The sequence below is a fragment of the Thermotoga sp. Mc24 genome, from assembly GCF_000784835.1.
In the GTDB taxonomy this organism is placed as follows: domain Bacteria; phylum Thermotogota; class Thermotogae; order Thermotogales; family Thermotogaceae; genus Thermotoga.
The window spans coordinates 69,163-87,545 of sequence record NZ_JSFH01000012.1 but is presented as its reverse complement, the minus strand read 5'-3'; the positions used below and the strand labels follow the sequence as shown (position 1 = coordinate 87,545).

Annotated in this window: 20 protein-coding genes; 18 read left to right on the top strand and 2 right to left on the bottom strand. The window is 46.3% G+C overall.

Going from position 1 to position 18,383, the window contains the following annotated elements; all coding sequences use genetic code 11:
- Positions 1-138 precede the first annotated feature (138 nt).
- From MC24_RS08080 to fliY, 10 genes are read left to right on the top strand one after another with little or no spacing between them, the layout of a single operon-like run.
- Positions 139-1,053 carry a MotE family protein gene (locus MC24_RS08080; protein ID WP_038054421.1) on the top strand — a complete coding sequence of 305 codons (915 nt, stop codon included), beginning with the start codon at positions 139-141 and terminating at the stop codon, positions 1,051-1,053.
- A complete protein-coding gene (gene fliK / locus MC24_RS08075; protein ID WP_038054418.1) occupies positions 1,050-3,086 on the top strand; it encodes a flagellar hook-length control protein FliK in 2,037 nt (678 codons plus the stop codon). Before MC24_RS08080 ends, fliK begins: the two co-directional genes overlap by 4 nt.
- Positions 3,083-3,757 carry a flagellar hook assembly protein FlgD gene (locus tag MC24_RS08070; protein WP_038054415.1) on the top strand — a complete coding sequence of 225 codons (675 nt, stop codon included), beginning with the start codon at positions 3,083-3,085 and terminating at the stop codon, positions 3,755-3,757. Before fliK ends, MC24_RS08070 begins: the two co-directional genes overlap by 4 nt.
- A complete protein-coding gene (locus MC24_RS08065) occupies positions 3,757-5,637 on the top strand; it encodes a flagellar hook protein FlgE (protein ID WP_038054763.1) in 1,881 nt (626 codons plus the stop codon). The genes MC24_RS08070 and MC24_RS08065 overlap by 1 nt, the downstream gene beginning before the upstream one ends.
- 6 nt (positions 5,638-5,643) lie before the next feature.
- Positions 5,644-5,847, top strand: coding sequence for a flagellar FlbD family protein (locus MC24_RS08060; RefSeq protein ID WP_038054412.1), 204 nt, complete (start codon positions 5,644-5,646; stop codon positions 5,845-5,847).
- Positions 5,848-5,851: 4 nt separating this feature from the next.
- Positions 5,852-6,640: a motility protein A gene (locus MC24_RS08055; protein WP_038054409.1), complete on the top strand. Its 789-nt coding sequence runs from the start codon at positions 5,852-5,854 to the stop codon at positions 6,638-6,640.
- Positions 6,640-7,506, top strand: coding sequence for an OmpA/MotB family protein (locus tag MC24_RS08050; RefSeq protein WP_038054761.1), 867 nt, complete (start codon positions 6,640-6,642; stop codon positions 7,504-7,506). Before MC24_RS08055 ends, MC24_RS08050 begins: the two co-directional genes overlap by 1 nt.
- A gap of 9 nt (positions 7,507-7,515) precedes the next feature.
- Positions 7,516-8,025, top strand: a complete 510-nt coding sequence (locus MC24_RS08045) for a flagellar basal body-associated FliL family protein (RefSeq protein ID WP_038054406.1) — start codon at positions 7,516-7,518, stop codon at positions 8,023-8,025.
- Positions 8,026-8,034: 9 nt separating this feature from the next.
- Positions 8,035-9,021, top strand: a complete 987-nt coding sequence (gene fliM, locus MC24_RS08040; RefSeq protein ID WP_038054404.1) for a flagellar motor switch protein FliM — start codon at positions 8,035-8,037, stop codon at positions 9,019-9,021.
- Positions 9,018-10,058, top strand: a complete 1,041-nt coding sequence (gene fliY, locus MC24_RS08035) for a flagellar motor switch phosphatase FliY (RefSeq protein WP_038054401.1) — start codon at positions 9,018-9,020, stop codon at positions 10,056-10,058. Before fliM ends, fliY begins: the two co-directional genes overlap by 4 nt.
- On the opposite strand, the gene MC24_RS08030 is transcribed toward fliY, so the two are convergent.
- Entirely contained in the window at positions 10,048-10,788 is a 741-nt protein-coding gene (locus tag MC24_RS08030; protein ID WP_038054398.1) for an MBL fold metallo-hydrolase, read from the bottom strand. The two genes, fliY and MC24_RS08030, sit on opposite strands and share 11 nt — an antisense overlap.
- Positions 10,789-10,850: 62 nt before the next feature.
- Between MC24_RS08030 and csaB the strand changes: the two genes are divergently transcribed.
- The 3 genes from csaB to MC24_RS08015 are packed head-to-tail and all read left to right on the top strand — an operon-like array spanning position 10,851 to position 12,883.
- The gene (csaB, locus tag MC24_RS08025; protein WP_038054396.1) at positions 10,851-11,801 is read left to right on the top strand and encodes a polysaccharide pyruvyl transferase CsaB; all 951 of its coding nucleotides are present in this window, start codon (positions 10,851-10,853) and stop codon (positions 11,799-11,801) included.
- Complete coding sequence (locus MC24_RS08020) at positions 11,795-12,412, top strand: site-2 protease family protein (RefSeq protein WP_038054387.1); 618 nt, start codon at positions 11,795-11,797, stop codon at positions 12,410-12,412. The genes csaB and MC24_RS08020 overlap by 7 nt, the downstream gene beginning before the upstream one ends.
- 6 nt (positions 12,413-12,418) lie before the next feature.
- Complete coding sequence (locus tag MC24_RS08015) at positions 12,419-12,883, top strand: tartrate dehydratase (protein ID WP_038054384.1); 465 nt, start codon at positions 12,419-12,421, stop codon at positions 12,881-12,883.
- Here the strand turns inward: MC24_RS08015 and MC24_RS08010 are convergent.
- Positions 12,880-13,449 carry a lytic transglycosylase domain-containing protein gene (locus MC24_RS08010; RefSeq protein ID WP_156105119.1) on the bottom strand — a complete coding sequence of 190 codons (570 nt, stop codon included), beginning with the start codon at positions 13,447-13,449 and terminating at the stop codon, positions 12,880-12,882. The genes MC24_RS08015 and MC24_RS08010 overlap by 4 nt on opposite strands.
- An 88-nt stretch (positions 13,450-13,537) precedes the next feature.
- Here MC24_RS08010 and dnaX point away from each other — a divergent pair, with 88 nt between their 5' ends.
- The 5 genes from dnaX to tpiA are packed head-to-tail and all read left to right on the top strand — an operon-like array spanning position 13,538 to position 18,362.
- Positions 13,538-14,971 (top strand): DNA polymerase III subunit gamma/tau, encoded by a 1,434-nt coding sequence (gene dnaX / locus MC24_RS08005; RefSeq protein WP_038054379.1) that lies wholly within the window; start codon positions 13,538-13,540, stop codon positions 14,969-14,971.
- 1 nt (position 14,972) lies between these two features.
- Entirely contained in the window at positions 14,973-15,329 is a 357-nt protein-coding gene (locus tag MC24_RS08000; protein ID WP_038054376.1) for a YbaB/EbfC family nucleoid-associated protein, read from the top strand.
- A 16-nt stretch (positions 15,330-15,345) separates the two neighbouring features.
- A complete protein-coding gene (gene gap / locus MC24_RS07995) occupies positions 15,346-16,347 on the top strand; it encodes a type I glyceraldehyde-3-phosphate dehydrogenase (protein ID WP_038054373.1) in 1,002 nt (333 codons plus the stop codon).
- A gap of 51 nt (positions 16,348-16,398) precedes the next feature.
- On the top strand, positions 16,399-17,598 hold the full coding sequence (locus tag MC24_RS07990; protein ID WP_038054371.1) for a phosphoglycerate kinase: 1,200 nt from the start codon (positions 16,399-16,401) through the stop codon (positions 17,596-17,598).
- A 32-nt stretch (positions 17,599-17,630) separates the two neighbouring features.
- On the top strand, positions 17,631-18,362 hold the full coding sequence (tpiA, locus tag MC24_RS07985) for a triose-phosphate isomerase (RefSeq protein ID WP_038054368.1): 732 nt from the start codon (positions 17,631-17,633) through the stop codon (positions 18,360-18,362).
- The last annotated feature ends 21 nt before the right edge of the window (positions 18,363-18,383 follow it).

The window sequence follows — 18,383 nt, the reverse complement described above, 5'->3', positions numbered from 1 at the left end:
AAAATACTTCCCTGCTTCGTTTTATCACGAGTATTCTGCCCATATTTGTTTCCCTCTTTTGTTTTACCATACTTTACCATCCTTTAGGAAAAGATAGATCTCCCGTAGAAGTATGAAACCGAGGGAGGTAGATGGACCTTGCCTGGAAAACGAAGAGGTTTTTTCGTTGTTTTTTTAATAACGTTTCTGATACTCTTGATTCTGTTCATGTACGGCTACATCTCCTTTGAAATAAACAGGCTGTACGGTGGAAGAGTTTCTCCTTTTGAAGACTGGAGGAGTTATATCGCTTTTCTTGCTTCCAAGGTTCCGTTTTTGAAAGACAGAATCAACTATCAGCCTCTCAAAGCGGAAAGTCCCGCTGAGTACTACTCTAGAATTTATCAGAAATACATAGAGATATACAACCAGAAGATAGACGAATTGATCAGCAAAGAAAAAGAACTCGAAGAGCAGGCGAAGGTGCTGGAAGCGCAAAGAAACGTTGTTGAGAAAATGATCGAAGATATTCAATCCCTCAAGAATCAATTGTTCGAGGAGAAAAACAGGCTGGAATCCTACAAGAAGCAGGTAGACGAGCTCGTCAACGTGCTTTTGAACACCGATCCGAAGAATCTCGCAAGCGCACTCAACGAAGTGGATGATGAGACGCTTGCTGTGATCTTTAAAAGAACCGATCCAGAGTACGCTGGAGAGTTTCTCGAGGCGCTCTCCGGTGTCAACCCACAGAAAACCGCACGGGTGATGGAACTCATGGTGGGTGTGGAAAGCACCATTGAAAGGCTCGAAATGCTGGTTAAACAAGCTCAGGAAGTGGTGAAACAGATGACAGAAAAAGAATCTCAGCTTTTCCAGAAAGAAGCCTATTTGAAATCGGTGGCGGACGCTTTGAACAACATCACACCAGAGGTAGCCGTCGATTTCCTGAGAAGGGAGAATGTGGATCCAGAAACTTTGAGAACGGTTCTTTCCATGATGGATAGGGAACACGCTTCTGTTCTGGTTCAGTACATAGTTCAGAACGCTCCGGATCTTCTGGAGGAGAGAAAGTGAAGGTAGGACAATTTTCTCTTTTTGCGATGATCAAGACGGCAGAGGAAAAAGGTGAATTAAAAAAGAAATCAGCGGCGGGTCTGTTTTCTCAATCCGTGAAGGACCTGATGAAATCTTTAAAGGGCAAAGAAAAAATAATCGATTCTACATCTGGGAAGAAAAAAGAGATCATTGAAAAGAAAATTGGATACCTGAACAATGCTGATGGTAACTTTCTGAATGTTCAGGAAAAGGCAAAGTCGGGGTCATCTGAAAATCATGCTGAAGCCCTCAAAAAGACAAAAAGAAACGTGTTAGACGATCTCGATGGTACCAGCGCCCAGCATCTTTCGTTGCCGGTTGGGAAAAACGGTAGACTGGAAGAGACACTGGACAAACAACTTTTGAAAAGATTTCAAAACGATTCTGAGGATCAAAAAGGACTGATAGAAGAAGCTGTGCGTTCATCTTTGAGTACGTTGGACAAGGAGATTAAAGAAACTCATGATGAGTCCAGCGAGAAGCATGTTTTGCGAGAAATATCTAAAAGAAATGAAAAACCAGAACACCTTTTTGAAAATATTGATGAAAATCACGGTGATGAGCAAGGAGAAAATGAGGGAGGAATTTTCAAATCCAAAACACATGATGTTTCAACTGAAAAACTGTGGTTTTTCATTGGACGTGAAAAAGTGAAAGAAAATGGTCTAGAGAATAAAGAGAGTGCAGAACAGATTTCGTTCGAAAAGAAACATCGTTCTGTTTTGCATTCGGAATCAGAGATTTCGCGGAGTGAATCGAACAAAAAGCTTTCGAGTTCTTTTAAAACACCTGTTGAAGTTCTTCGAACAGGTTCTGAGTCTTCTTTGAAATCGGAATCTACGAAGGTTTTCAAGGAACCTCCCACTTCTGCTCAGGATAAAGAGCACACAGCAAAACAGCCGATCTTCGTCGAGACAAGATTTCTTCCTCAAAATACCGATACGGAGAAATTATCAAGAGACCTTGGAAAGACGGTAGTTATCGAAAACAGACTCTCCGAAGAAGGAATTACGAAAGATACCGGGAATGAAATAAAAATATCCAATCTCAATGTTGTTCCACTTCTCCTGACAAATGGAGAACAGCGATCAGTGAACGGTGATGGTGAAAGGGTTTGGGAAGTCAGCGTTCAAAGAATTTCACAGAAAAACTTTGAAAACTATGGTTTGAATGAATCGCTTTTTGTGAATGAAGGTTCTATAAATCTCAAAGAAAATCCGAAAGTCTACTCTCACACAAGGAAGGAAGATACTCACACAGAAAAACAATCAGAGAAAGTGAAAGAAACCGGGTTGCCATTGAGAAATGATGGTTCTTCTTTAGAAAAGAACACCAGAAACGTTTTGAACGGCTATGGTGAAGAGCCTTCGATAAAGAGGGCAACACCCGTGAACAAGTTCTATGGTCAGAAGGCTGTTGAAAACGAAATACGTATATCTCAGGAAAAAACTTTCGAGAAATCTCTTTCACAAAACCGAGAGAAGAATCAGCCAATGGAGATGGAAATGAGATACGAAGAAAAAGGAAAAATCGAGAGTTACAGAGAAGTAACAAACAGGGAGGCGCTGGAGTTTCTGTCTCAGGAGAGGGCGAAGCAGGTTTATTCGCTCCCCGAATTGAAAAGAGCAGAGACTGTTCATCTGCCAAGGTTTGTGGAACAGATGTATTTTCACAAAACAGAAAGGGCCGTCATAGACCTTGAGCCACCGGAGTTGGGAAAACTGGAGATAACCATAACAAAGGAAGAGAACCAGTTGAAGATAGTCTTCAAAGTTCAGACAGAAGAAGCCAAGCACGTTTTAGAGCACGATATACCGCGACTGATTGGAAGATTCAACGAAAAGGGATTCGATGTGCAGATCTACGTTGAAAAACAGGAGGAAGACTACTTGTATCAGGAGAATCAGAACAAGGAGGAAAATCAAAGACAACAAAGAGAAAACCAGAAGGATCACAAACGTGAAACTCTGGGCAGTCTATTTGAGGAGTTCATCCAGGAGGTGAAAACGTGATCTACGATATGAGCGGTATATACCTCTCCTCTCTCACAGGAATCAGAAACAATTCCAGCTCTTCGAATAACTCTCTCGACAAAGAGGCTTTTCTCAGACTCCTTCTTCAAGAACTGGAAATGCAGGATCCACTGGAGCCCATGGAAACGAAGGACATGATATCTCAACTCTCTCAGCTCACAAGCCTTGAACAGATCACGAACCTCACCAGCGCGGTGAAGGATTTCGTCGAAGCCCAGACGAGTGTGAGTCCAGCCCAGCTCGCTTCTCTGATAGGAAAGTACGTCGTGGTGAGAAACAACACGGTGAATCTTGTAGATGGCCAAGCGGACAGCATCATATTCAACGTGGATGAAGATGCGCATATCGTGCTTCAAATACTCGATGAAAACGGAAAAGTGGTGAGAACGGAGGATCTTGGAACTGTCCAGGCGGGAGTTCACGCCTGGCAGTGGGATGGAAGGGATGACAACGGGATCAGTGTTGAGGATGGCAGTTACACTTACCACGTTTACAAACTCACTTCAGACGGGTTGGAAGAAATAGGGGGAATGGAAGGCGGAGTAGTGGAGGCCGTTCAGATAAAGAATGGAGAGGGATACGTTTTAGTGAACGGTTCGCTCTATCCTGTCGATTCCATCCTGGAGATCTCTCAGGAGGGTGATGCGTGATGATGAGATCACTCTACAGCGGCATAACGGGTCTTAAAAACTTCCAGGTGGCGATGGATGTTGTTGGAAACAACATCTCCAACGTGAACACGGTGGGGTTCAAGGCATCGAGGGTGAACTTCGAGACGATGCTCGCACAGACGATCAAGGCGGGAAGATCTCCTCAGGAAAATGTGGGCGGTACAAATCCCATGCAGATAGGTCTTGGTTCTCAGGTGTCGAGTATCGACAAGATCATGACGCAGGGCTCGTTCCAGAACACGGGTGTGAAAACCGACCTTGCCATTCAGGGAGATGGGTTCTTCATCGTTTCAGATGGCAATTCTTATTATTACACAAGAGCCGGTGCGTTCACTCTGGACAGCAATGGAAACTTGATTCAGACTTCTACGGGTTACAAAGTTCAGGGATGGACAGCCGTTCAGGATCCGGATACCGGTGAGAGGTACATCGACACCAACAAACCCATAGGGGATCTGGTTATCAGCGCAGGTATGACGATGCCGGCGAAGAAAACCTCAAACGTTCGTTTTGAGGGGAATTTAAACTCCAAAGTAGGACCTGGTTCATTCGTTATCACATTAACGGATGAAAACGGCATCGATCACGATGTGAGAGTGTGGTTTGAAAAAACACAAAACGATCTGGGAACAGATCCGTTCGGCTCTTCTCAGAGGTACACAATGAAGATCGACATCGACAACGATGGAACAGCCGATGTGAATGGTTACATGGTGTTCAACGAATTTGGAAGAGTGGAAGAAGCGGGAATATATGCTGAGTCTCAGGTCGTAACAGCAACCACCGATGGAAGTGTTTCTGGAAGCACGTCTCTGCCAGACGGTTCTTACCAAGCCATTGTCATGGATTCTTCCGGAAATGTGATATACAACGATACCACGAACGTTTCTGGTGGTAGTTTTACAATTAACGATTCTGACATCACTGCTGGAAATGACTACACTGTGATGCTATTTCCACCGACTCCTACTTCTTCTACTATAACGTCCCTTCCTATAGCAAATGGTGCTGAACTTGTCATCCCTACCTCCGGTGAGCCCAGGTTCTACGAATCGGACAATCCAACGAATTTCGTTCAAGTCGACTACTCCTCTCCGAGGTACACCACCGCTGTTCAGGTGTACGACTCCCTCGGGAACGCGTACACCGTTTACTATGAATTCGTCAGGCTTGGAAACACCACGATTGATTCGGAGAGTTTCAAGAATGCCTGGATCTGGAGAGCGTACACGGACAGTGGAGAACCGGTCTCACTGATCGATGAAGACGGCAGCGGTGGTTATGTGGCGGGTCTGATAGATTTCGATGAATCTGGAAGACCCATTAAATACTTAGGGCTTGATTCTTCTTACAATCTCAGCTCAAGAGAAGTTAGAACGATCCAGTTTGATACGGGTCAGAGTGGGGATGGTGTTGTTAGCATAACCGCCGATCTTTCTGGAATAACTCAGTTCTCCGGTGATAGCACTCTGAACATTCCGTGGCAGGACGGAAATCCGATGGGTGTCCTGGAGTCCTTCGCCATAAACGAGCAGGGAGAGATCATAGGAACCTTCAGCAACGGGCTCACAGATGTTCTTGGGCAGATCGCCCTCGCAGTGTTCAACAATCCTTCGGGACTTTCAGAGGTTGGTAATTCGCTCTACGCTATGTCTGCCAACAGCGGTGTTCCAAAGATAGGAGCTCCTGGCAGCGGTGGAAGAGGAGTTTTGATTCCTGGTGCCCTTGAGATGTCCAACGTGGATCTTGCGGAAGAGTTCACCAAGATGATAGTCGCGCAGAGAGGTTTCCAGGCAAATGCGCGAGTCATCACGACAGCCGATCAGATTCTTAACGAGCTTGTGAACATCAAGAGATGATGAGAGATGATCAGGTTGACGAGGATAGATGGTAGATGGTTCTTCCTGAACGCTGATCTGATAGAAACCATCGAAGCGCTGCCGGACACGACGATCACCCTCATAAACGGTAGAAAATACATCGTAAAAGAATCCGCAGAGGAAGTCGTTCAGAGGGTGATAGAATACAAGAGAAAGATCTTCAACTGGTGGAAAGAACAGGGAAGGTGATCCTATGGACCTTGCGACCCTGATGGGTCTTGTTCTTGTGATAGCGGCTCTTTTCATAGGAATCCTGACAGGTGGAGGAGATTTTGCAGCGTTCATAAACATCCCTTCGCTGTTCATAACCGTTGTTGGCTCCATCGCAGCAACCATGGTGGCTCATCCGAAGGACAAAGCCTTCAAGATCGTGAATATCATGCTCTCAACTCTGAGAGAGCCGAAGATCGATCACGTTTCCCTGATTCAGACGATGGTCTCTTTTTCCGAGAAAGCACGAAGGGAAGGTTTGCTCTCTCTGGAAGAGAATCTGGAGAGTATAGAAGATCCATTCATGAAAAAAGCGCTCCAGCTCGTGGTGGATGGAACTGATCCGGATCTTTTGAAGAACATGATGGAAACGGAAATGGAACTCTTCGAAGAGGAACTCGACGGAGAAAGGGCGGTTCTGGAATCTGCAGGGGCGTACGCTCCCGCGTTCGGTATGATTGGAACGTTGATCGGTCTCATTCAAATGCTCAAATCTTTGAACGATCCAGAAACCCTCGGTCCCTCTATGGCGGTTGCGCTGATAACAACACTCTACGGTGCCGTTCTGGCCAACGGTGTCTTTCTTCCCATGGCTGAAAAGATCAAAAAGAGAAGGGACATTCTGGTTTTGGAGAAAAGGATGATACTGGAGGCTGTTCTTTCTATCCAGGCGGGAGAGAACCCGAGGATTCTCGAAGAAAAACTCAAGTCGTTCCTCCCTGAGAAAGAAAGACAGGCTTACGAGGCGGCTTCTCAGGAGGCAACCGCGTGATGGCGAAAAAAAGAAAAGAGGAACAGAAAAGCAGTCCTCAATGGATGACGACCTATTCAGATATGGTGACACTGCTTCTCACGTTTTTTGTGGCTTTGATCTCGATGTCCACTATCAGTCCCGGAAAGTTCCAGCAGGTGGCGGTAGGGCTCAGAATCGCGTTGAGTGGGAACCCGCCGGGCGTCCTCATGGGAGGAAAAAGCATAAACGAAGAACCCTTGATCACATCAAAAAGAGGAATATATCAAGAACTCATGAGATTGTCCGAAGAATATAAGGGAAAGATCACAGTTGAAGAGAGAGACGAAGGAACACTGATCGTGTTGAAAGACATGGTGTTTTTTGAGACGGGAAGCGCCAAGCTCACAGTGGAAGCCAAAGAACTCCTGGCCAAAGTGGGACAGATAGTCATAGAACACACCACGAACGTGCTCGAGATCTACGGTTATGCGGACGACAGATTACCTCTTCCAAACTCGATTTACGTCTCCAACTGGCATCTTTCGAGCGCACGAGCGGCGAGCGTCGTGAATTTCTTTCTCACCGAGTTGAGAGAGAAGAGAATGATCGAAAGGGCTGCGGACATAAAGCTTGGACGCTTCAACATCGAACTTTTCTACAATCCAGACAGATTCTACCCAATAGGACTTGGAGACAGGGAGATAAAGAAAAAGATCCAAGATTTCGAAAACCGGATCAACGTCGAGAAAGCCCTTCTCAATGAGAAATTCAGAAACGGGGAGATTTCTCAAGCGGAATACGAATCGGAACTGAAAAAATTGGAAGAAAAGTATCAGCAGGAATTAGATAGATTGAGAAAAGAGTTCAGAAGAATAGATATCCTCATAAAACGAGAGAAGCTGTGAGGTGAGAAGATGGCAGAAGAAGAAAGAAGAGAAGAAGAACAACCGAAACGTCGAATGGGTGCGTCTTTGATCATGAGCATCGTTGTTCCGCTTGTGGTTTCCGTGGCGGTGTATTTCTTGCTGCCCATGTTCCTCGGTTCGAATCAGGGTGAGCAGGGTGAAAACGTACCTTCGACTCCAGTAAGGATAAAAGCGGTCCTCATTCAACAGGGAGAGAACCAGACCTTCCTTCTCAAAGGTGGAAGGGACGTGGTTGTGATAGATTCTCTTTCTTTCAGTGTGGGGAGCGATGCCTGCAGGGCAGCTGTAGCCGAGAGGAAAGACGAGATCATGGATGCGCTCATGATGATCTTTCTGAGCAAAGACAAGAGCGAACTTAGCACCGTTCCGGGTCTGGAACTGTTGAAACGTCAAATAAGAGACGCGGTAAACACGATCACCGGATTCGTTGGTGATAAAGAGAAATACGGAGTTCTGGATGTGTACCTGTACATCAAGGCGTTTGCGACCACCGAGTGAGGTGGTAACGTGTCTGATGTTCTCAGCCAGGAAGAAATAAACCAGTTGATCGAGGCATTGATGAAAGGTGAATTGAAGGAAGAGGACCTCCTGAAGGAAGAAGAGGAGAAAAAAGTTAAGCCTTACGATTTCAAGAGACCGAGCAAGTTTTCCAAAGAACAGCTTCGAACCTTTCAGATGATACACGAAAATTTCGGGAGGGCCCTTTCTACGTATTTCTCAGGAAGGCTGAGAACTTTTGTGGATGTTGAAATCAGCATAGATCAGCTTACTTATGAGGAATTCATAAGATCCGTGATGATCCCATCGTTCATAGTTATCTTCACCGGAGACGTTTTTGAGGGAAGCGCCATCTTCGAAATGAGGCTGGATCTCTTCTATACCATGCTCGACATCATAATGGGAGGTCCCGGCGACAATCCTCCAAACAGACCCCCCACGGAGATAGAGACCTCCATAATGAGAAAAGAAGTGACCAATATGTTGACCCTTCTTGCTCAGGCCTGGAGTGATTTTCAGTACTTCATTCCTTCGATAGAGAACGTGGAGACGAATCCTCAATTCGTTCAGATCGTTCCACCCAATGAGATCGTTCTTCTCGTAACTGCTTCCGTCTCCTGGGGCGAGTTCACGAGCTTCATCAACGTGTGCTGGCCGTTTTCGCTTCTCGAACCCTTGCTCGTGAAGCTTTCGGATCGCTTCTGGATGATGGGAAGAAAACCCGAAAGAGTCGAAGAGCGAATGGAAGAACTCAAAAAAGTTTCTCAAAGGGTACCTGTGACTGTTCAAGCGGTGATTGGAGAGACTGAGTTGAGATTGAAGGAAATTCTGGATCTGGAAGTGGGAGACGTCATAAGGCTCGGCACTCACTACAAGGATGAGATAAGAATAGACGTTGAGGGGAGACCCAAGTTCACGGGAATTCCCGGAACGTTCAAGGGAAAGTACGCGGTGAAGGTGACCGGTGAATTCACCAACGGAGGTGAATACGAATGACGGAAAATGAATTCCTTTCTCAGGAAGAGATAGACAAACTCCTAAGTGGTTCTGATACCGGTGGTGTCCTCACTCCCGAAGAGAAAGACATGATAGGCGAGATAGGAAACATCGCGATGGGGAGTGCTGCCACGACTCTCTCGATGATACTCGGAAGGGACATCAATATCACCGTTCCAACTGTTCGAGAAGAGAAAATGAAGAATGTCAAGAGCGACTTCAGCGGTGAACAGGTAGTGGTGAGTGTGGAATACACGGAGGGACTTGAAGGTTTGAACGTCCTTGTCCTCGATAAAAAGCTCGTGGCGGTGATGGCTGACCTCATGATGGGGGGAAGTGGAGAGGTGGAAACCGAGGAACTGGACGAAATCAAACTCAGCGCAGTTGGAGAAGCGATGAATCAGATGATGGGAAGCGCTGCAACGTCGCTTTCTGAACTTCTGGGAATAACCATCAACATATCTCCGCCGAAGGTGGAGATATTGAATTTCGATGATCCAAGTACTCAGTTTCCACCGGTGACCGACAATCCAGAAAAAGATGTCGCCGTCGTCGAATTCGAAATAGAGATAGAGGGGCTTCCGAAGTCGAAGTTCTATCAAGTGATAAGCGCCGATTTGGTGAAGAAGATGTACGAGTACTTCACAAAGAAACAATCCGAAACTAAAGGCGGTGAGAAAAAAGAAGAAAAGAAAGAGGAGAAAAAAGTGAAGGTTGAACCGGTAGAATTCGCCGAGCTGAAACCTTCTGAAACCAGAAAAACGAAAGTGCCAAATGAAAAGCTGGAACTGCTTCTCGATATACCTCTCAGAGTCACAGTGGAACTTGGAAGAACTCGAATGACTCTGAAACGGGTTCTGGAAATGATCCCCGGCTCCATAATAGAGCTGGACAAACTCACGGGAGAGCCTGTGGACATTCTTGTGAACGGAAAGCTCATCGCCCGCGGAGAAGTTGTCGTGATAGATGAGAACTTTGGGGTGAGGATAACAGAAATCGTGAGTCCAAAAGAGAGGCTCGAACTTCTCAACGAATGATGTTTTCCAATCCCCAGGTCAGGAGTTCTGGGTGTTCCCTGTTGATGAAATTCGGGTCTTCCAGGAGTTCTGAGTGTTTCACACTGCCTTCTCTGAAGCGCAGGACTTTTGAGATGTAGTCTTTCATGTTTCTGACATCTTCGATGGTTCCAACTTTTCCGTGGCCCGGTACGAAGTAATCCGCCTGTACTTTTTCGATCTCGCTGAGCGCTCTTATCCATTCAGAGAGGTCACTGTCCGTGACTATTTCGGCATGGATGCCGGTTGTCAGAAGATCTCCACAGATGGCGATTTTTTCGTTCTTCAAAACGAAGATCGAAGAATCCGGGGTGTGTCCTCCTAAGTGAACTGCCTCCACCACAATGTCCCCAAATCTGTAATTTTCTCTTTCGGTGAAGGTCTTATCTGGAAACTTCAGAGAAACCTCCACGCCGATCTTTTTTATATACTCTTCATCCATTTCTTCCAGAGCTTTTCTGGTTAAACTGTGGGATATGATCCTGTCAAAAACCGTGTTTCCGAAGGTGTGGTCGGGATGGTAATGCGTGTTGAAAACGACAACGATGTCTTTGCCCAGAATTTCTGTAGCGAACTCTTTTATCTTCCTTGCCTTTTCAGGAAAAAGCGTTGAATCGAAGAGCACACAAAATTTTTTTCCACAGACAAGCACACTGTTTGCCGATGTTCCTGTTCCTATCACGAACACTCTGTCGGAAAGATTCGTGATCATCTTTTCACCTCGTGTAGTATAATTCTCCAAGAGTATTCTTCTACACAATGAGGTGATTTTCCTTGGCAACGGCCTTTCTCTGGGGATACTACGGCTTCGACAACTTCGGGGATGAGCTGATGTTCAAAGCGTGCGTGAATCTTTTGAAAGAACTGGGATTCGGGACCATATACACACCCCTGCCGAAGAGAAAAAGAACTATAGGGGTCACCGCTGTCGATAGATATTCACTCAAGATACTCTCTTTTTTGAAGAAGTCTCAGGTTTCCATAGCGGGTGGAGGAGGATTGTTTCAGGACGTCACCAGTCTCCGAAGTCTTCTCTACTACTATTCACTCTCGAAAGCTTCGCTTCTCATGAACAAACCCCTCATTTTCTTTGGAAACAGCGTGGGACCGTTGAGAAGAAGGCTTTCAAAAAAGCTTGTGTGGGACGTTTTCAAAGATAAAAGAACCGTTTTCATAGCGCGTGATCCCGCTTCTTACAGGTACGTCAGAATGGTTGGCGGAAATGCGATGCTCGGAACAGACCCGGCCATAATCCACCTTATGGAGTCCGATATGGAAAGGAATGCCGAAAAGAAAGCGGTGTTTTTCCTGAAATCTCCGATAGATGTGTCGTATATCTTGAAGAGTCTCAGAGGTCAGGGAATAAACGATTTTGTTATATCGACGGCTTTTCCAGGGGATCACTCCTATCTTCCACCTCTCAGGAATGGAGAGAACTTACTCGAAGAGATAGTGAGCTCGTCTATTGTGATAACGGAGAGGTTCCACCCGGCGCTTGTGGCGGCGTATTTCGAAGTACCGTTCATTATCATCGACTGTCAAAAAGCGAGAAGATTTTTCGCAAGATACACAAAAGAGGATCATTTCTTTTCAAAGAGAGACCCTTTGGAAATCTCTTTGAAGGTTCCCGTTGTGTTGAAGAAGGAATTACAACTGAAAGAGAAAATGAGAAACGACGCTATCGAGATGAAGGAGATGCTGAAAGGAGTCTTGAAAGGATGGTGAACATGAGGATAATAGTTCCCACGCTGAGCAACATACTCACAGGGTTTCTTGCAGTGCTCATAGTCGCTACTCCCAGAGAGTACATCAAAGGCTTTGTAGCCTACAAACTCGGCGATACCACACCGAAGCAGGCCGGAAGGCTTTCTCTGAACCCCTTCGTTCATCTCGATCCACTGGGAACGATCTCTTTCATCCTCTTCGAATTCGGATGGACGAGGTCCGTGCCCATTCGTTACTGGAAGTTAAAAAACAAGAAAAAAGACCTTTTGAAGATCTCGCTGATCGGTCCTGCCGTTAGCTTCATACTCTTCTTTCTTTGTGGATTGATCGCCTCGCATCTTCCCGAAGAGGATTTTTGGTGGTTTCTCATGGTGAAGGCCGCCAAATACAACCTCACGTACGCGCTCTTTTCTCTTTTTCCTATACCGCCTCTCGATGGAAGCAGGATTCTCGCTTCTCTTCTTCCTGACAGGTACATGGAGTGGCTGGTAAAATACGAGGTGTACGGCGTTCTCTTCATGATCGCTCTGCTCGTGCTCTGGATAATACCACTCGTCATGAATCCTTTTGTAAGGTTCATCGATGGTTTTGTTTGGATGATCGTGAGGTGATTTTTTCTGATCGTACTCAGATATCCCGTGTCTCTGAATGTTATTAGAAAATTGAAGACAGGAGATGTGGTTTACTACACAGGAAAGATCGTTGTGATGGACAGAAGCGTTGTGGACGTCCTTGAAAAATACGAAAAATACGAGGGAACAAAACTCTACGACCTGACGGGAGAAATAGTGGTGTTAGGAACGTTCAGGAAGAACCAGCTTCAGTTTCAAGAGATGAGTGAAGAGCTCCTGGAAAAACTCTTTCTTCTGGGAGTGAACGGTGTGATTCTGGAGAAAGCGCATCCTTTCTCTGCCACGAAGAGGTTTTCCAGGGTGTTGTTCGAGCCCCTCGAAGAAATAAGGGGAACAAGGAGAATGATTTATAAAACTCTGGACGACAAGAAACTCGAGGAATTGGAAGTGGAGAGGCTGGTTCTCCGTGTGGTCCAGGACTCTTCTGGCAAGATATACTCGAAGGTTTAGATTCCCAGTTCTTTCTTGAACTCTTCGTACGTTTCCAGTATCCTCCGCGCGTAGGATTTTCTGCTGTTTCCGCCGTTGTAGTACTCGAGTGCCAGTCTTAAGTTGTTGAACTTGTCGAAGAGATATTTCAAGTAGTGAGTTCCGTATTTTATGTTCAAACGGTAGTTCCACACGAGTTCCGTCCAACCTGACTCTGGTATTTCCAAGCCGTACAGATTCGCCACCATCTCCGCAGTCTCTTTTTTTATCTGCATCATGCCGAGTTCTCCGTACAAGCCCACAACATTTCTGAAGTCGCTTTCCACATCTATGACAGATATTATGAGAAGGGGATCGAAATTCGTCTCTTTCGCTACGTTGTTTATCGTTTTCCACAGGTCTTCAAGGAATTCTTCATCGCTTTTCAGTTTGTAAGAGGCTCTTCTTGATCTGACCAGCTCTTTGAACCATTCCTTCACTGCAATGGAGTTGATCTCGCGAAAGGAAATATTATCTTCCGGAGGAACGGTGCTCAGAAAAACAGGGACCACCACGAGCACCAAGATCAAGATAGTTATTTTTTTCACGATTTTCCTCCTCTGTTCAACCATTCTTAATGTCTCCTCTGGTATAATAAAATCTGGATGCAATTCGATTATAACATGGGGGGATTCCGTGGAAGTTCTTTACAGGAAGTACAGACCAAAGACTTTTTCTGAGGTTGTCAATCAGGATCATGTGAAAAAGGCAATAATCGGCGCGATTCAAAAAAACAGCGTGGCCCATGGATACATATTCGCCGGTCCGAGGGGAACAGGAAAGACTACTCTCGCCAGGATTCTTGCGAAATCACTGAACTGTGAAAACAGAAAGGGAGTTGAACCCTGCAATTCCTGTAAAGCCTGCAGAGAGATAGATGAGGGAACCTTCATGGACGTGATAGAGCTCGACGCGGCTTCCAACAGGGGAATAGATGAGATCAGAAGAATCAGGGACGCTGTTGGATACAGACCGATGGAAGGAAAATACAAAGTTTATATAATAGACGAAGTTCACATGCTCACGAAAGAAGCCTTCAACGCACTTCTCAAAACGCTCGAAGAACCTCCTTCCCACGTTGTGTTCGTGCTGGCAACGACAAACCTTGAGAAGGTTCCTCCCACTATCATCTCAAGATGTCAGGTTTTCGAGTTCAGAAATATTCCCGATGAACTCATCGAAAAGAGACTCCAGGAGGTTGCAGAAGCGGAAGGGATAGAGATAGACAGGGAAGCCCTGAGTTTCATCGCCAAAAGGGCTTCTGGGGGATTGAGAGACGCGCTCACCATGCTCGAACAGGTGTGGAAGTTCTCGGAAGGAAAGATAGATCTCGAGACGGTACACAGGGCGCTTGGACTGATTCCAGTACAGGTTGTTCGAGATTACGTGAACGCTATTTTTTCAGGTGATGTGAAAAAGGTATTCACCGTTCTCGACGACGTCTACTACAGCGGAAAGGATTACGAGGTACTCATTCAGGAAGCGGTCGAGGACCTGGTCGAAGACTTAGAAAGGGAGAAAGGTGTCTATCAGGCTTCAGCGAACGATATAGTTCAGGTTTCGAGACAACTTCTGAATCTTCTGAGAGAAATAAAATTCGCCGAAGAAAAACGACTCGTCTGTAAAGTAGGCTCGGCCTACATAGCAACGAGATTCTCCGCCACGAACGTTCAGGAAAACGATGTCAAAGAAAAAGATAATTCAAACGTTCAGCAAAAAGAAGAGAAAAAAGAAGCGGTGAAAGCAAGGGAAGAAAAAAAAGAAGATAACGAGTTTGAGAAACGCTTCAAAGAACTCATGGAAGAACTGAAAGAAAAAGGTGATCTTTCCATCTTTGTTGCTCTCAGTCTCTCAGAAGTCCAGTTTGACGGGGAAAAAGTAATCATTTCCTTCGATTCATCGAAGTCCATGCATTACGAGTTGATGAAGAAGAAACTGCCTGAACTGGAAAACATCTTTTCCAGAAAGCTCGGGAAAAGGGTAGAAGTTGAGCTTCGACTGATGGGAAAGGAAGAAACAATAGAGAGGGTTTCGCAAAAGATCCTGAGATTGTTCGAACAGGAGGGATAATTTGAAAAAGATCAAGAGTTTTGGAGGAAAGAGTCTGGGCGGGGGAAAGCAGGAAAAATTTTTGAAGGACTTCACCAGGATGCAGGAGGAGCTCCAGAAGAAAATCCAGGAGCTCGAGGAGGGCTTTTCACAAATAGAGGTAGAAGCTTCCGTTGGTGGAGGAGCCGTCAGAATCGTTGCAACCTGTGATAGGAGAGTCAAGGACATAGAGATAGACGAGGATTTGAAAGAAGACATCGATACACTAAAGGATCTTCTGATAGCGGGAGTGAACGAAGTCATGGAAAAGATCGAGAAACGTCGTGAAGAAGAGATGAGCAAAATAACTCATCAATTTGGAATACCAGGATTGATGTGAGAAGGAGGGAAAGAGCATGGTAAGAGTGGCTATTAACGGTTTCGGTAGGATAGGAAGGCTTGTCTACAGGATCATCTACGAAAGAAAGAACCCCGACATCGAAGTAGTGGCCATCAACGATTTGACAGACACCAAGACCCTCGCACACCTTCTGAAGTACGACTCCGTTCACAAGAAGTTCCCCGGCAAAGTCGAGTACACTGAGAACTCTCTGATCGTCGATGGAAAAGAGATCAAGGTTTTCGCGGAGCCCGATCCTTCGAAACTTCCTTGGAAAGACCTCGGTGTTGACTTCGTGATCGAATCTACCGGCGTCTTCACAAAAAGAGAAAAGGCAGAACTTCACCTGCAGGCTGGGGCGAAGAAAGTCATCATCACGGCGCCCGCCAAGGGAGAAGACATCACCGTTGTTATCGGTTGTAACGAAGACCAGTTGAAACCCGAACACACCATCATATCCTGCGCGTCCTGTACAACCAACTCCATAGCACCCATTGTGAAGGTACTCCATGAGAAGTTCGGAATCGTCAGTGGAATGCTCACAACCGTTCACTCCTACACGAACGACCAGAGAGTGCTCGATCTGCCTCACAGAGACCTGAGAAGGGCGAGGGCGGCCGCGGTGAACATCATCCCGACAACCACAGGCGCCGCAAAAGCAGTCGCACTCGTTGTTCCTGAAGTGAAGGGCAAACTCGATGGAGTCGCTCTCAGAGTACCAACTCCCGATGGATCCATCACCGATCTCACAGTACTGGTCGAAAAAGAAACCACGATCGAGGAAGTCAACGCCGTCATGAAAGAAGCCACAGAGGGAAGACTCAAGGGAATCATCGGCTACAACGATGAACCAATTGTGAGCAGCGACATCGTTGGAACTACGTTCTCCGGTATCTTCGACGCCACACTCACCAACGTTATCGGTGGAAAGCTCGTGAAAGTGGCTTCCTGGTACGACAACGAGTACGGATACAGCAACAGAGTTGTTGACACACTCGAACTGCTCCTCAAGATGTGAAAAACGGGCGGGTTTTCCCGCCCTTCTCAGACTCAAAAAGGGGGTGCGAACATGGAAAAAATGACCATAAGGGATGTTGATCTGAAAGGCAAGAGAGTCATAATGAGAGTGGACTTCAACGTTCCAGTGAAGGATGGGGTCGTTCAAGACGACACGAGAATAAGAGCCGCCCTTCCAACGATAAAGTACGCTCTCGAGCAGGGAGCGAAGGTGATACTCCTGTCCCATCTTGGAAGGCCCAAGGGGGAGCCTTCACCGGAATTCAGTCTCGCACCGGTCGCCAAAAAGCTCTCTGAGCTTCTTGGAAAAGAAGTGAAGTTTGTTCCCGCTGTTGTCGGTGACGAGGTGAAAAAGGCCGTTGAGGAACTCAAAGAAGGAGAGGTTCTCCTCCTTGAAAACACCAGATTTCATCCGGGAGAGACCAAGAACGATCCTGAACTCTCGAAGTTCTGGGCCAGCCTTGCCGACATTCACGTGAACGATGCCTTTGGAACGGCCCACAGAGCACATGCTTCCAACGTTGGAATTGCACAGTTCATTCCCAGTGTGGCAGGATTCCTCATGGAAAAAGAGATAAGATTCCTTTCCAAGGTGACTTACAATCCAGAAAAGCCGTACGTTGTGGTCCTTGGCGGAGCAAAAGTATCTGACAAGATCGGTGTCATCACGAACCTCATGGAAAAAGCCGACAGAATTCTCATAGGTGGAGCCATGATGTTCACCTTTCTGAAGGCTCTTGGCAAAGAGGTTGGATCGTCCAGGGTTGAGGAAGACAAGATCGATCTCGCGAAAGAGCTCCTCGAAAAAGCGAAAGAAAAAGGTGTTGAGATCGTTCTTCCCGTCGATACCGTCATCGCTCAGAAGATCGAAGCCGGTGTGGAAAAGAAGGTTGTCAGAATCGACGACGGGATACCTGAAGGATGGATGGGTCTCGACATAGGACCTGAGACAATAGAACTCTTCAAGCAGAAGCTCTCCGATGCAAAAACTGTTGTCTGGAATGGTCCTATGGGAGTCTTTGAAATCGACGATTTCGCTGAAGGTACAAAACAGGTCGCACTTGCGATCGCGGCACTCACGGAAAAGGGAGCGATCACCGTTGTGGGTGGAGGAGACAGCGCGGCAGCGGTGAACAAATTCGGCCTGGAAGACAAATTCTCCCATGTTTCAACGGGTGGAGGAGCTTCTCTCGAATTCCTTGAAGGAAAAGAACTTCCTGGTATTGCCAGCATCGCAGATAAAAAAAAATAACACGTAAGCTGATCCTTGCTGGAAACTGGAAGATGCACAAAACGGTCGCAGAAGCGAAAAAGTTTGTGTCATTGCTCGTAAACGAGCTCCACGATGTGAAAGAGTTCGAAATAGTGGTCTGTCCTCCGTTCACAGCTCTATCCGAAGTAGGGGAAATACTTTCGGGTAGAAACATCAAATTGGGAGCTCAGAACGTTTTCTACGAAGACCAGGGAGCGTTCACCGGAGAAGTTTCTCCTCTCATGTTGAAAGAGATCGGCGTTGAATACGTGATCGTCGGACATTCCGAGAGAAGACACATCTTCAAAGAAGACGACGAACTCATAAACAGAAAAGTGAAAGCGGTGCTTGAAAAAGGTATGACTCCTATTCTCTGCGTTGGGGAAACACTCGAGGAAAGAGAGAAAGGACTCACTTTCTGTGTTGTGGAAAAACAGGTGAGAGAAGGTTTCTATGGTCTCAGCAAAGAAGAAGCACGGAAAGTGGTAATAGCTTACGAGCCGGTTTGGGCAATTGGAACGGGAAGAGTGGCGACACCACAGCAAGCTCAGGAGGCACACGCGTTCATAAGAAAGCTGCTCTCGGAGATGTACGATGAAGAAACAGCTGAAGCGGTGAGGATTCTCTACGGTGGAAGCATAAAACCGGACAATTTCCTCGGTCTCATCGTTCAGAAGGATATAGATGGTGGTCTCGTTGGAGGAGCGAGTCTCAAAGAGTCTTTCATAGAGCTTGCACGAATAATGAGAGGTGTGATTTCCTGAGGCCCCGCCCCGCGGGGTCTC

Coding starts and splice junctions, on each gene's coding strand:
- MC24_RS08045 (WP_038054406.1), top strand. CDS start 7,516: ATGGCAGAAGAAGAAAGAAGAGAAGAAGAACAACCGAAACGTCGAATG.
- MC24_RS07990 (WP_038054371.1), top strand. CDS start 16,399: ATGGAAAAAATGACCATAAGGGATGTTGATCTGAAAGGCAAGAGAGTC.
- MC24_RS08030 (WP_038054398.1), bottom strand. CDS start 10,788: ATGATCACGAATCTTTCCGACAGAGTGTTCGTGATAGGAACAGGAACA.
- gap (WP_038054373.1), top strand. CDS start 15,346: ATGGTAAGAGTGGCTATTAACGGTTTCGGTAGGATAGGAAGGCTTGTC.
- tpiA (WP_038054368.1), top strand. CDS start 17,631: ATGCACAAAACGGTCGCAGAAGCGAAAAAGTTTGTGTCATTGCTCGTA.
- MC24_RS08055 (WP_038054409.1), top strand. CDS start 5,852: ATGGACCTTGCGACCCTGATGGGTCTTGTTCTTGTGATAGCGGCTCTT.
- MC24_RS08060 (WP_038054412.1), top strand. CDS start 5,644: ATGATCAGGTTGACGAGGATAGATGGTAGATGGTTCTTCCTGAACGCT.
- MC24_RS08020 (WP_038054387.1), top strand. CDS start 11,795: ATGGTGAACATGAGGATAATAGTTCCCACGCTGAGCAACATACTCACA.
- fliY (WP_038054401.1), top strand. CDS start 9,018: ATGACGGAAAATGAATTCCTTTCTCAGGAAGAGATAGACAAACTCCTA.
- MC24_RS08065 (WP_038054763.1), top strand. CDS start 3,757: ATGATGAGATCACTCTACAGCGGCATAACGGGTCTTAAAAACTTCCAG.
- MC24_RS08050 (WP_038054761.1), top strand. CDS start 6,640: ATGGCGAAAAAAAGAAAAGAGGAACAGAAAAGCAGTCCTCAATGGATG.